Source organism: Methanococcus maripaludis C5 (assembly GCF_000016125.1).
GTDB lineage: Archaea > AGJL01 > Methanococci > Methanococcales > Methanococcaceae > Methanococcus > Methanococcus maripaludis_D.
In genome coordinates this window covers 1,332,860-1,345,220 of the sequence record NC_009135.1, presented here as the reverse complement: position 1 = coordinate 1,345,220, position 12,361 = coordinate 1,332,860, and the positions used below count along the sequence as shown (strand labels likewise).

General features: G+C 33.9%; 12 protein-coding genes. 7 read left to right on the top strand and 5 right to left on the bottom strand.

Features of this window, described 5'->3' with window-relative positions:
- Position 1: 1 nt before the first annotated feature.
- From MMARC5_RS07115 to comA, 3 genes are read right to left on the bottom strand one after another with little or no spacing between them, the layout of a single operon-like run.
- Entirely contained in the window at positions 2-700 is a 699-nt protein-coding gene (locus MMARC5_RS07115; RefSeq protein ID WP_011869150.1) for a GTP-binding protein, read from the bottom strand.
- A 25-nt stretch (positions 701-725) separates the two neighbouring features.
- Entirely contained in the window at positions 726-1,517 is a 792-nt protein-coding gene (locus MMARC5_RS07110) for an ATP-binding cassette domain-containing protein (protein WP_011869149.1), read from the bottom strand.
- Between the two features lie 18 nt (positions 1,518-1,535).
- Positions 1,536-2,291 (bottom strand): phosphosulfolactate synthase, encoded by a 756-nt coding sequence (comA, locus tag MMARC5_RS07105; RefSeq protein ID WP_048058512.1) that lies wholly within the window; start codon positions 2,289-2,291, stop codon positions 1,536-1,538.
- A gap of 211 nt (positions 2,292-2,502) precedes the next feature.
- Between comA and hypE the strand changes: the two genes are divergently transcribed.
- Together hypE and MMARC5_RS07095 are read left to right on the top strand one after the other, a co-directional pair.
- Complete coding sequence (hypE, locus tag MMARC5_RS07100) at positions 2,503-3,507, top strand: hydrogenase expression/formation protein HypE (RefSeq protein WP_011869147.1); 1,005 nt, start codon at positions 2,503-2,505, stop codon at positions 3,505-3,507.
- Between the two features lie 237 nt (positions 3,508-3,744).
- Positions 3,745-6,162, top strand: coding sequence for a NosD domain-containing protein (locus MMARC5_RS07095; protein WP_011869146.1), 2,418 nt, complete (start codon positions 3,745-3,747; stop codon positions 6,160-6,162).
- A 48-nt stretch (positions 6,163-6,210) separates the two neighbouring features.
- Here the strand turns inward: MMARC5_RS07095 and MMARC5_RS07090 are convergent, their stop codons facing one another.
- Positions 6,211-7,353: a TraB/GumN family protein gene (locus MMARC5_RS07090; RefSeq protein ID WP_011869145.1), complete on the bottom strand. Its 1,143-nt coding sequence runs from the start codon at positions 7,351-7,353 to the stop codon at positions 6,211-6,213.
- Between the two features lie 75 nt (positions 7,354-7,428).
- Between MMARC5_RS07090 and MMARC5_RS07085 the strand changes: the two genes are divergently transcribed.
- From MMARC5_RS07085 to MMARC5_RS07070, 4 genes are read left to right on the top strand one after another with little or no spacing between them, the layout of a single operon-like run.
- Positions 7,429-7,890, top strand: coding sequence for a CBS domain-containing protein (locus MMARC5_RS07085; RefSeq protein WP_011869144.1), 462 nt, complete (start codon positions 7,429-7,431; stop codon positions 7,888-7,890).
- Between the two features lie 12 nt (positions 7,891-7,902).
- Entirely contained in the window at positions 7,903-8,880 is a 978-nt protein-coding gene (locus MMARC5_RS07080) for a beta-ribofuranosylaminobenzene 5'-phosphate synthase (RefSeq protein ID WP_011869143.1), read from the top strand.
- A 22-nt stretch (positions 8,881-8,902) separates the two neighbouring features.
- Positions 8,903-9,292, top strand: a complete 390-nt coding sequence (gene hisI / locus MMARC5_RS07075; protein ID WP_011869142.1) for a phosphoribosyl-AMP cyclohydrolase — start codon at positions 8,903-8,905, stop codon at positions 9,290-9,292.
- A 59-nt stretch (positions 9,293-9,351) separates the two neighbouring features.
- Positions 9,352-11,244: a PINc/VapC family ATPase gene (locus MMARC5_RS07070; RefSeq protein WP_011869141.1), complete on the top strand. Its 1,893-nt coding sequence runs from the start codon at positions 9,352-9,354 to the stop codon at positions 11,242-11,244.
- A gap of 1 nt (position 11,245) precedes the next feature.
- Here MMARC5_RS07070 and purE read toward each other — a convergent pair whose 3' ends face one another.
- Positions 11,246-11,722, bottom strand: coding sequence for a 5-(carboxyamino)imidazole ribonucleotide mutase (gene purE, locus MMARC5_RS07065; protein ID WP_011869140.1), 477 nt, complete (start codon positions 11,720-11,722; stop codon positions 11,246-11,248).
- Positions 11,723-11,914: 192 nt separating this feature from the next.
- On the opposite strand from purE, the gene MMARC5_RS07060 reads away from it, so the two are divergent.
- Positions 11,915-12,334, top strand: a complete 420-nt coding sequence (locus tag MMARC5_RS07060) for a nucleoside-diphosphate kinase (RefSeq protein ID WP_011869139.1) — start codon at positions 11,915-11,917, stop codon at positions 12,332-12,334.
- Positions 12,335-12,361: the final 27 nt, after the last annotated feature.

Genomic DNA, 12,361 nt, shown 5'->3' with positions numbered 1-12,361 from the left:
GTTATTCACCAATATATTTGGTAAACCCATCGATTCTTCTTAAAACACCCCTATGGTGCTTTTTAGCAACTTTTGTTTCTCCAACACACAAAGTACAGACACAAAGTGGAGCGTTATGTCTTAATTCTTCATTTTCAAGGTCTACGATATCTTTTGCTTCCATTATTTCTTCAGAAATTTCTGCACAACCCTGTCCGCTAAGCCCGTTTACATCGTATATGGTACATTTTGGGTTCATTTCAAGAACTCTTTCTCTGAAAACTTCCCTTTCAGCCTGTGAAATGATGTCGCCTTTGGTTATTGCAACAACATCGGCACTCGTTAAAAAAGGTCCAACTTTTCGAGGGGTGTTTGGACCAGATGTAGCATCAATTACACAAATTCCAAGGCTGTTTTCGGTGTATGGCGCACACCTGTGGCAGAGACCTGCAGTTTCGATAATCAATGTATCAACGCCTTCTTTTTCAGCCCATTCTGCCATTTCTTCTAAATTATAAATTGCAAAGTGGTCTGGACACATATCTTTGCTTAAACCAACGAGTGTCGGAATTCCAAGTTTTCCGTATCTGGTGTCATCATCAGTATACAAACAGTCAATTTTAACGACTGCCGGTCTGTTTCCTTTGCTTACAAGCTGTTTTATTGTGTGGGTCATCACGGAAGTTTTTCCTGCACCCGGAGTTCCTGCAACAATTATCATTTTCAATATTTCACATCCAGTTTAGTTAATTACCCGAAACTGCCGGAGTTTCTATGTCTTTTAAGTTTAATTTTTCGCCATGCCTTACTTTTTCTCTCATTGAAAGCATCCAGCTGTCAATTTCACTCAATCTATGAGATACTTCTTTCTCTTCAGGGGTGGTTTCAATAATTTCGGTCATTCCACCATTTTTCATAACAACCCGCCGTGTAGTCATTAATGCGAGAACCGGGTCGTGCGTAATTACCATGACAATTTTTCCGCATCCTGCAAGAAGTTCAAGTGCTTCGTGCTTTTTAATTCCTGCATTTTCGATTTCATCAATTAAAACAATCGGTGAATCGCTGATAACTGCAACATCTGCAACCATCAAGCTTCTTGACTGTCCACCACTGAGTATTGTTAAGTTATAGTCTTTTTTAATCGGTTCCCCAGTAAGTTGGTTTGCCAAATCGACTACTTTATCGACAACGCCTTCAGAATCCATGCCTCTGCTTTTTGCATGCATAATTAAAAACTCTTCAACACTCATGTCTGCTAAAAAGTTCATGTTTTGCGAAAGCTGGGCAATTCTTCTTTTTCTTGGATCTCTTCTCATTTCAATATCTGGAACGTTTCCGTTTACGAGTATTTTTCGTGAAGAGGGGGTATCTCCTTGAGCAAGCTGTTCAATATCGCTTATTAAGTTAGATTTTCCACTTCCTGTTGGTCCAACTACTCCGAAAATTTCTCCTCGTTTTACAACTAATTCGTTTACTTTTTCAGATTCTCCGCACTTGTTGAATCCACCAATAATTTTAATTTCTTCAATATTCATGAGTTACACCTTTTTAACTTAAATTTTTCCGAAAGTGTCCCCTCTTAATCCTCTTCTCAGAGTTTCTAGTGAAATTACTTCTTCAAATGAAATATTTCCAAGATTTACCTCATTCCCGAAACGTAATATAAATTCAACCTGCTGATTTTTTTGAGGTGCCTCAAGCATTATTTTAGACATATCTAAGTTTTCAGCAAGTATTTCCAGTTCTTCCTTTTTTACATTCCCTTTTTCATCAAAAAGCCCGATTGATTTTCCGCTTTCTCTGCCTTCAATTATTACAAAGTCTGCACCTGATTCAAGGTCTTTTTTTACGAGTTCTATTCTTTCATAGATTTCAAGTTCGCCATCTAAAACGATATTTTTCTTTCCAACTTCTGAAAGAACAATGAAACCTGATTTTTTTGCCTGTTTTATTGCGTAGTCCTTATCTTCAGGTTTTAACTCCATTGAACCGTCCGATATTTCAACACATTCAAATCCGAGGTTTTTACATTCTTTTAAGTATTCATCAAAAACATTTTTCGAAAAACAAACTTCAAAGAGCGTTCCTCCAGGATAAGGTTTAACGCCATATTTTTTGTAATTTTCAATTTTTTCCTTAACGACATTTCTGGGTTGAACAGCGCTTGTGCCCCATCCAAATTTTGCAAAAGTGATATATTTTCCACATACTTTTAGATAATCGTTAATAAAGTCTGGGGATAATCCTTTATCGATTACCATGGTATTTTCAGTACCTTTCTCCAATTTTAAAAAAGAAAATGCGTTCATAATTACACGACCATATCTTATAAGAAATAGAATTGGTAAAATTTTTATTATAATATCATTTTAAAATATTATGTGAATTATCAATTATATATTTTGTTATTTGTAACAGGAATTTCATTTCTTATAAGAAATATTCAGCATTAAAACCATATCGCAACCAATAAAAAATAACATGACCTATTATGTGTAGTTTAAATTTGGAGTTGATCGCATGAATATTACACGGATGCACGGTGCTGGCGGAACCGTAATGCAAAAGTTAATTAAGGAAACAATACTTGGTAACTTAGAAAATACCAAGATCGAAGGCGGAATAGGTCTTGAATCATTAGATGACGCATCAACAATACCTCTTGAGGATAAGGAGATAGTTTTTACTGTTGATGGGCACACGGTACATCCAATATTTTTCCCAGGCGGAGATATCGGTAGGATTTCAGTATGTGGGACTGTAAACGACCTTTCAGTAATGGGTGCAAAACCCGTTGCACTTTCCCTTTCAATTGTACTTCCAGAAGGCTTTGATATTGAGAAGTTGGATAAAATAATGAAATCCATAAATGAAGCTTGTAAAGAAGCAGGGGTTGCAATAATTACTGGCGACACAAAAGTTTCAAATGTTGATGATATAATCATTTCATCTGCAGGAATAGGTCTTGTTGATTCTGGTAAAGCTGTAAGAGATTGTGGAATGAAAGAAGGCGATGTAATAATCGTTACTGGAAATATCGGGGAACATGGTCTTACCATACTTCTTACAAGGGAAGGATTTGAATTTGAATCTGATTTAAAGTCAGACGTGGCTCCGGTAAATGGAATCGTTCAAAGCGTTTTAAATGCAGGATTTGAAATTAATGCAATGAAAGACCCTACAAGAGGCGGTCTTGCAGATTCATTAAACGAAATGGCGGAAAAAAGTAATTTAGGGATATTGATCCATGAAGATAAGATCCCGATAAGCGATGAAGTTCAGGCTATTGGTGAGGCACTTGGAATCGATCCTTTAACGGTTGCAAATGAAGGAAAAGTTGTAATGTCTGTTAAAGCAGAAGATTCAGAAAAAATACTTGAAATTTTAAAGGCACATCCTCTTGGGAAAAACGCCAAAATCATTGGAAATGTGACTTCTGAACACAAAGGGGTACTAATGGAAACAATTGTTGGAAAAAGAATTGTTGACACACCAATGGGCGACCCAATACCTAGAGTTTGTTAAATTTTTTGAATAATTATTTACTTTTTTATATTTTACAATTCGGTTTTTTCAAACCTCTAAACAATTATTCTTTTATCGCACGATTAATTCTATATTTTTGGTTTAATTTATTTTACGGGGTAAATTAATCCTTTATTTTAACAATAAGCTATAATAATAGCGTTTTAGAAAATTATAATTGTAATAGTTATATCGAATTTGGGGGTTTTCAATATACGATTCGAAGAGGGGGTTCGAATGAAAATTTTTAAAATATTTCTTTTAATGGTAATTTTGGGGGCCATTTCAGGAATATCTGCGGAAGATACCACGATTTATGTAAATACTACTCATTATTGGTATCAAAGCGGTTTATTTGTAGAATCAAATAATTCTATTGGAGATGCAGTAGATAACGTGCCAGAAAATGGAACAGTTGAACTAACCACTGATTTAAATGTATCTGATGGTATTATAATTAATAGAAGCGATATTGTACTTGATTTAAAAGGAAATTCGATTTCTGGAAATTATGAAGGATGGGGAATTACGGTTTCTGGAAATAACGTACTTTTAAAAAACGGGGTAATTTCAAATTTTGATTACGGAATCGTTCTTGAAACTGCAGAGAACTGTAAAATTTCAAATAACGAAGTATTTGGAAATACATATGATGGAATTTATGTGTTAAATTCAAAAAATAACGATGTTTCTGAAAATTTAGTATATGAAAACGGAGTCATCGGAATTGTTACTTCAGGAATATTTTTAGACGGGTCTGAATTTAATAATGTAACCAAAAACACCGTGAATAATAACATTTACAATGGAATTGAGCTATTAAATTCAAAAAACAATCTTATTTCAGGAAATAACGTTTTTGAAAATGAAGATAACGGTATTTTCATATGGGATTCACAAAATAATTCTGTAATATTTAATGAAATATATCAAAATGAAAATAATGGTATTTTGGCAAGAGAAGCTGAATTTAACAAGATTGAAAGTAATAGTATATTTGAAAACGAGGATTCTGGAATTTATTCCTGGAAAACTTTTGAAAATACAATATCAGAAAATAAAATTTCTAAAAACTCCAAGGGAGTTACATTTTGGAATTCGGATTTGAACGTACTTTTTAAAAATAACTTTTTAAATAATTTAGAATCAGGAATTTCAATTGAATTTGGTACAGAATATAACACGATCTACGATAATTTGTTCAATAATTCAATAAATGTGCGTTTTAAAGATTCTGGTGAAAATTATTGGAATGTTCCAACAATGAATAGAAGTAATATTTTGGGTGGCGAATTTACTGCAGGAAATGTATGGTACGCTCCAGAAGGCACAGGATTTAGTCAAAAAGCAGTAAATCAAGATTCTAACGGAGATATACTTTCTGAATCATATTATGAACTTAATTTTGAAAATATAGATTATATTCCGTTAGCACCTGATTCAACCCCTCCAATTGTAAGCTTTATTTCTCCAAAAGAAAATACATTCTTCAATAAAAATGAAACAGTTGTAATAAACGTATCTGTAAATGATACTTCTGGAATTCACTCAGTCGTGTTTGAAATAGATGATAACTATAAAGAAATACCAATAAAAACTGGAACGACTTACACTAAATCTTTGAATAATTTGGACTACGGGAAGCACACGGTACGGATATATGCAGAAGATAATCTGGGAAATACGAATTCTTTGGTATCAAGAGTATTTTCAATATCCGCACCTGATTCAACCCCCCCAAATGTTAAAATTATTTCACCAACTGCAAAATCCTATGCTGAAGGCTCTGAAGTATCAATAAAAGTTCAAGTTACGGATGAATCAGAACTATATTCGGTTTATGCAAGACTCGATGGCTACAATATTGATTTAATCGAAAGCAGTGGTTATTACATAAATATTTTGGATGATCTGGAGTGGGGGGTTCACACTTTGTGGATATTTGCAACAGATATTGCTGGAAACTCAAATTATAATCAAAAAGTTACATTTGAGATAAATGAAGGAGATATTACTCCTCCAGACGTTGAAATAATAGAACCTGAAAATGCAGATTCTTTTGAAGAAGATTCGAGCATATTTATAAAAGTTCAAGTTACGGATGACGATTCTGAAATTGATTCTGTAATGGTAATGCTCGATGGAACAATTAGTTTTACTCTAACAAAAAATTCGGGATATTATACTGGAACAATAGATGATATCAGCTACGGAACACACAATATACGAATATATGCAGAAGATATCGAAGAAAATATTAATTCAAACGAGGTTGTGGAGTTTGAAATAGAATACCCTGATTATTCATATACAAAACCAGCCACAACAGAAAGTCAAGAAGAAACCATAATCGAAGTGTCAGATTCTGAAAATAAGTCAACAACTGAAGAACCAGCAGAAGAAACAACTGAAGAACCAGCAGAAGAAACAACTGAAGAACCAGCAGAAGAAACAACTGAAGAACCAGCAGAAGAAACAACTGAAGAACCAGCAGAAGAAACAACTGAAGAACCAGCAGAAGAAACAACTGAAGAACCAGCAGAAGAAACAACTGAAGAACCAGCAGAAGAAACAACTGAAGAACCAGCAGAAGAAACAACTGAAGAACCAGCAGAAGAAACAACTGAAGAACCAGCAGAAGAAACAACAATATAAAAAATTAATTTTTAATTTTTTTTAATGCAACTGCAAAAAAAGTTATATTTATAAAAATCTCGGTATAAAATAGAAAGTTCCAATAACGCTCCCAAGATTTGCAAGTGCAGCAACTAAAAGAACCCTCATAGCTTGATTTTCCATTAATTCTTTAAAACTTTCAGTATTCAGCATTGCTCCAATATCATTGAAAGAAACATCCCTAAATTTAAGCTCAACTAAGCCTGCAACATAGCCTGCACCGATTACAGGGATTAATGATGTGATGGGGGCCGCTAAAAACGCTGCAATAATTGTTGGAATTTTTCCACGAGCTACAAAAACACCAAGTGATGAAAGACAGCCGTTTATCAAGACCCATTCTAAGGTTAATGCTTTCAATGCTTCGAGATTTGATGATGCAGTCCAAAATCCATATGATATTATTAATAGAATTGCAATTGAAATTACTTTACCTAAAATATTTGACTTTTTTTTTACATCCATTAAAGATTTTAAGTCAATGTCTTCTCCAGATTCCATTTTTTTGAGGTAATTTTTAATTCCTGGAACGTGCCCAGCGCCAACTACTGCAACAATATTTTCTTTTCCTTTGCTTGCTTCAAAGAGATTTTTTGCCATATATTTATCTCTTTCATTAACAAGGGTTTCGTAAATTGAAGGAGAAATATCTTTTAAAAGTAAAATTAAATCATCAGCATTTGATACCATTTCATTAATTGCTTTTTCGTCCAATTCAACGTTTTGTTCAGTTAAAAGACCAATTACAAAGTCAAACTTTTCTTTAAACGTCATTTTATTAACTGTTCTAGATAATGTAATGTTTATCGGTCTATCAATTAATGAAATTGGTTTTTGGTATTGTATCGCAAGATCGGTGGCTTTTTTCATTTCGCTTCCAGGTTTTATCCCAAATTGTTCCCCGATATTTTTCTGGAAGTTTGCTAAGATGGAGTGCACTATGTATATTCCAACCTTGCCCTGTTTTATGACCGATTTTAAATCCACGTCATTTTTTTTGTTTTGAAACATGGCTACAAATCGGTCTTTATCTAATTCAATAGCTACTAATTCCGGATCTGTTTCGACGATAGCGTTCTTTACCTCAGTAATACTATCATCAGATACGTGTGCAGTTCCTACCAATCTGATGTTACATTCTGTAACGCCATTGTTAATCCTTATATACATTTTACCACCAATATATCTAGTAGCTATATCAATCATGGATTATATATATTTGTTGATAAATAATCTGGTGGAAGAATGATTTTTGTTAGAGATGTAATGAAACGGCCAATAACACTTAACAAAGACGACAATATTGAAAAAGCAATTTCAATATTTAGGGAAAATAAAATAAGTGGTGCACCTGTTGTCGAAGGCGAAAAATTGGTTGGACTTCTCTCTGAGAGTGACATAATTAAGGCTATAACTTCGCATGACGAGAGATTTAGTCTAGTACTTCCATCTCCTTTTGATCTGATTGAATTACCGTTAAAAACAGCGATAAAAATTGAAGAATTTAGGGGAGATATGGAGAATGCATTGAAATCAGAAGTTTTTGAAGCAATGGCTGAAAAAGTAATTACTGTATCGTCAGAAACTCCAATAACTGAAGCTGCCGAAACAATGGTAAAAAATAAAATAAAGCGGTTACCTGTTGTCGAAGGCGAAAAATTGGTCGGGATTGTAACAAGGGGCGACTTGATAGAGGCAATGATTTAAAGGTGAAGTTTAATGAAGTTGAATTCTCCTTCCAGAATACATATGGGATTAATTGATTTAAATGGAGAACTTGGAAGGGTCGATGGTGGAGTAGGCGTTGCTCTGGATTACCCTAATTTTCAAATCGAAGGAAAAGAAAGTAGTGAGATAGAACTAGACTCTAAAATTGAAATTGACGAAAAAGACCGAGAAAATCTGGAATCAAGGATTAAAAATGCGGCAAGAAATGTTCTCGATATTATTGGAGAAGATGGAATAAGTTTAAAAATAAATGAAGCAATATTATCCCATTCTGGACTTGGAAGTGGAACACAGGTTTCGCTTTCTACTGGAAAGATTACTTCTTTAGTTTACGGTCAAGATTTAAACGCAGAAACACTGGCAAAGATTACTGGAAGAGGCGGAACTTCGGGAATTGGTGTGGCAGCTTTTGAGACCGGTGGATTTATTGTTGATGGGGGCCATACTTTTGGTGAAGGAAAAGATAAAATTGATTTTAGACCTTCTTCAGCATCAAAGGATGTAAAACCCTCTCCAGTATTATTCAGACACGATTTTGACTGGGATATTGTGCTAACAATTCCAAAAGGAGAGCAGGTCTGCGGAGACAGGGAAGTTGATATATTTAGAAAATTCTGCCCGGTTCCATCAGAAGACGTTCAAAAAATATGCAGGCTAGTTTTGATGAAAATGATGCCAGCAGTTATTGAAAAAGACTTTAATTCATTTGGAATGGCAGTAAATGAACTTCAAAATTTGGGATTCAAACGTGCAGAAGTTGGACTTCAAAAAGAAAGTTTAAAACAATTATTATCAAAGCTTCAAGACGTTTCTTACAGTGGAATTTCAAGTTTTGGACCAACAATTTATTCTTTAGGGGATAAAGATACAATAACCGAAATTTCGAATGAAATCTTTGATAAATTTGGAATTGACGGCGAAATTATCTCTACAAAAGCAAATAATTCGGGATACGAAATAATAAAATAGTCAAAATGAATTTGGGAAAATGATGGATTTAGATATAAAAGAAATTGTAAAAAATATGGATTTAAAATTTAGAAATATCGAAGGAAAGAAGTTATTGCTCGCAATTTCAACCGATAAATCTGGAAAAGTTTTAATGACTGCATTTATGAGCGAAGAATCTTTGGAAAAATCAATTGAAACTGGATTCATGCATTACTACTCCACAAGCAGGGATAAACTGTGGAGAAAGGGCGAAGAAAGTGGAAATGTTCAAAAAATAATAAATGTTTTTAGAGACTGTGATGGAGATGCACTTCTATTTACAGTCGAACAGACTGGATGGGCATGCCATGAAGGTTATATGTCATGTTTCCATAATAAAATTGATTTAAGTACTGGAAAATCTACTGTTGTTGGGAATAAATTAGATTAATACTTAATTTAAATTATTTTTTAAAATTTAATTATTTTTATCGTTTTTATGGTGAGACTATGGCTGTCGAAGAGTTTAATCAAAATTTAAATGAGATTATGAAGTTTAAAGAATGTAATATCACAGTAGATACCTGCGTGGTTATTGACGGAAGAATTACTGAATTGATATCTGATGGAACAATTGAAAAATGCACAATAATAGTTCCAGAAGCAGTAATTTCAGAATTAGAGGCACAGGCAAATAAAGGGCGAGAAATCGGGTATTTTGGGATCGAAGAATTAAAAAAACTTGTTAAAGTTGCAAAAGAAAATGAAATGGTACTAGAATATTACGGGGAGAGACCTTCAACGGGCGAAGTTTCGCTTGCAAAGGCCGGGGAAATAGATGCAATGATTAGAAAAGTTGCAAAAGATACAAATTCAATACTTTTTACAAGTGACAGGATACAGTATAATCTTGCAATTGCCCAGAATATCAATGCACATTTCTTAAAAGTTCATGAAGAAAAGGTGGATTTAAAGTTAGTTGAATATTTTGATGAAATTACAAGTTCAGTTCACTTAAAAGAAAACTGCTTACCTTACGTTAAAAAAGGAAGACCTGGAAAAGTTAAATTAATTCCTTTTGCCGATGAAATAATGGATAGGTCCGAAATAAAAGTAATAATTGATAATATTTTAAAATATACTGAGCAAAATCACGGACTTGTCGAAATTGAAAGAAGAGGAGCAACGGTAATTCAGCTTGGAAATTTGAGAATTTCAATTGCAAGACCACCTTTCTCAGAAGCTTTGGAAGTTACTGCCGTAAGACCGATTACAAAAGTGTCATTGGAAGATTACAACCTTTCTGAAGATTTAAAATTACGGCTAAACACTGCAGAAGGTATCTTTGTTTCAGGGGCTCCCGGAAGTGGTAAATCTACATTTGTTTCAGCACTTGCTGAACGATACAAAAATATGGATAAAATCGTAAAAACAATGGAAAGTCCAAGGGATTTACAAGTTGGAAATGAAATTACTCAGTATGCACCACTTGAAGGTAGCATGGAAAAAACTTGCGATATTTTGCTTTTAGTAAGGCCGGATTACACGATATACGATGAAGTTCGTAAAACAAGGGATTTTGAGATATTTGCTGACATGAGGATGGCCGGAGTTGGAATGGTTGGAGTAGTCCATGCTTCAAAAGCAATAGATTCAATTCAAAGGCTTATTGGAAGAGTAGAACTCGGTATAATTCCACAAATTGTGGATACTGTAATTTTCATTGAAAATGGTAAGATTGAAAAGGTCTACGAAGTGGAATTTAATGTTAAGGTTCCACACGGAATGAAAGAAGCAGATTTAGCAAGGCCCGTAATTGAAGTAGTCGACTTTTTGACGAAAACTCCAGAATACGAAATATACACTTACGGGGAGCAAGTCGTAGTAATGCCAATAAAAGAAACAACTGAGACCAAAAGTCCAGTTTTAGCATATGCAGAAGAAAAAATTTCAGAAGTTTTGAAAAAACATCTTCCAAAAAAGTCAAGACCTGATATTAAAGTCGTAAACAACAACACTGTTGAAGTAAAAGTTTTGGAAAAGTTCATTCCTGCAATAATTGGAAAAGGCGGAAAAGAAATCTCAAAACTCGAAGAAATAACGGGTTTACGTATAAGTGTTAGGGAAAAGAGCGAATCTGTAGAACACGAAAAAGATTTTGAAACTTACGAATTTATAAACGACTACGAAAGTACAAAACTGACTCAAACTGGAAAACACGTCATTGTTGAACTTGGCGAAGACTATATCGGTGCAAATATCAAGGTTTACGTCGAAGGTGAGTACGTATGTTCTGCAACGGTTAGTTCAAACGGTACGGTAAATATCAGTAAAAAAACTGCAATCGGAAAGGATTTGGCAAACGCAATGAAAAAAGGAAAAGATATTTACGTGGAATTTTAATTTAATTTTTAAAAAGTTCGGAAACTTCTAAATCATCTGAAAATATTTTTTGTTTTTGTTTTTCCCTAAATTCATCTAATTTTTTTTCAATTTTTTCATCCGAAATGGAGAGCATTTCAGCAGCTAAAATTGCGGCATTTTCTCCCCTATCAATTCCAACGCAAGCAGCAGGAATTCCTGGAGGCATCTGAACAGCGCTTAAAAGTGCATCAAGTCCATCCATTTTACTTTCAACTGGAACTGCAATAACTGGTTTTGTAGTCATTGCTGCAACAACTCCCGGTAAATGTGCTGCAAGCCCTGCAATTGCGATAAATACTTTTGATTTTGAATTTTTAACAATTTCTTCAACTAATTCTGGAGTTCTGTGTGCTGAAGCCACCCGTACTTCATAATCGATTTCAAACTCTTTTAAAATAGAAACCGCCTTTTCTGCAATTTTTACATCACTTTTACTGCCCATAATTATTGTTATCATTCAATCACCGGTAGTTTTTATTTTTATGATCTCAATGAAATTAATCAATGTTTTTACATATGGTGTTTTTATCTTTTATTTCAATATTCCTGATTTTTTGTGTTAAGTATTTTTAAAAGTTATGCGTATAACTAATTATATCTAAAATATTATTTTAAGGAATATTTTAAAGTTAAAACTTAAGGGGATACTATGGTATGTGGAAATGAAGTTGAAAAAACATTTGTGGCATTAAAACCAGATACTGTCGAACGAAAGCTTGTTGGAAGGGTAATTCAGAGGTTTGAAGATAGGGGCTTTGAAATTGTTGAAATGAGAATGTTAACACTTACGCCCGAAATGGCGGAAGAATATTATGGCGAACACAAGGGAAAAGAGTTTTACGAAAGACTGATTAATTTTATGACTTCTGGAAGGATAGTTGCAATGGTTATCAACGGGGAGCGGGCAGTTTCAACAGTTCGAAAAATGCTTGGAAACACATGTCCTTGTGGTGCAGAACCTGGAACCATTCGTGGCGATTTTGGACTTTACACTCCAGCAAATATAATTCATGCATCTGACAGTTTAGAAAGTGCAGAACGTGAAATAAACTTATTTTTTGGAAAATAATATATAAATAACAATATTTAGCCATTT

Excerpts from the sequence above, each read along its gene's own strand:
- MMARC5_RS07085 (WP_011869144.1), top strand. The coding sequence starts at position 7,429 with ATGATTTTTGTTAGAGATGTAATGAAACGGCCAATAACACTTAACAAA.
- MMARC5_RS07070 (WP_011869141.1), top strand. The coding sequence starts at position 9,352 with ATGGCTGTCGAAGAGTTTAATCAAAATTTAAATGAGATTATGAAGTTT.
- hypE (WP_011869147.1), top strand. The coding sequence starts at position 2,503 with ATGAATATTACACGGATGCACGGTGCTGGCGGAACCGTAATGCAAAAG.
- MMARC5_RS07090 (WP_011869145.1), bottom strand. The coding sequence starts at position 7,353 with ATGTATATAAGGATTAACAATGGCGTTACAGAATGTAACATCAGATTG.
- MMARC5_RS07060 (WP_011869139.1), top strand. The coding sequence starts at position 11,915 with ATGGTATGTGGAAATGAAGTTGAAAAAACATTTGTGGCATTAAAACCA.
- comA (WP_048058512.1), bottom strand. The coding sequence starts at position 2,291 with ATGAACGCATTTTCTTTTTTAAAATTGGAGAAAGGTACTGAAAATACC.
- hisI (WP_011869142.1), top strand. The coding sequence starts at position 8,903 with ATGGATTTAGATATAAAAGAAATTGTAAAAAATATGGATTTAAAATTT.
- purE (WP_011869140.1), bottom strand. The coding sequence starts at position 11,722 with ATGATAACAATAATTATGGGCAGTAAAAGTGATGTAAAAATTGCAGAA.
- MMARC5_RS07115 (WP_011869150.1), bottom strand. The coding sequence starts at position 700 with ATGATAATTGTTGCAGGAACTCCGGGTGCAGGAAAAACTTCCGTGATG.
- MMARC5_RS07080 (WP_011869143.1), top strand. The coding sequence starts at position 7,903 with ATGAAGTTGAATTCTCCTTCCAGAATACATATGGGATTAATTGATTTA.
- MMARC5_RS07095 (WP_011869146.1), top strand. The coding sequence starts at position 3,745 with ATGAAAATTTTTAAAATATTTCTTTTAATGGTAATTTTGGGGGCCATT.
- MMARC5_RS07110 (WP_011869149.1), bottom strand. The coding sequence starts at position 1,517 with ATGAATATTGAAGAAATTAAAATTATTGGTGGATTCAACAAGTGCGGA.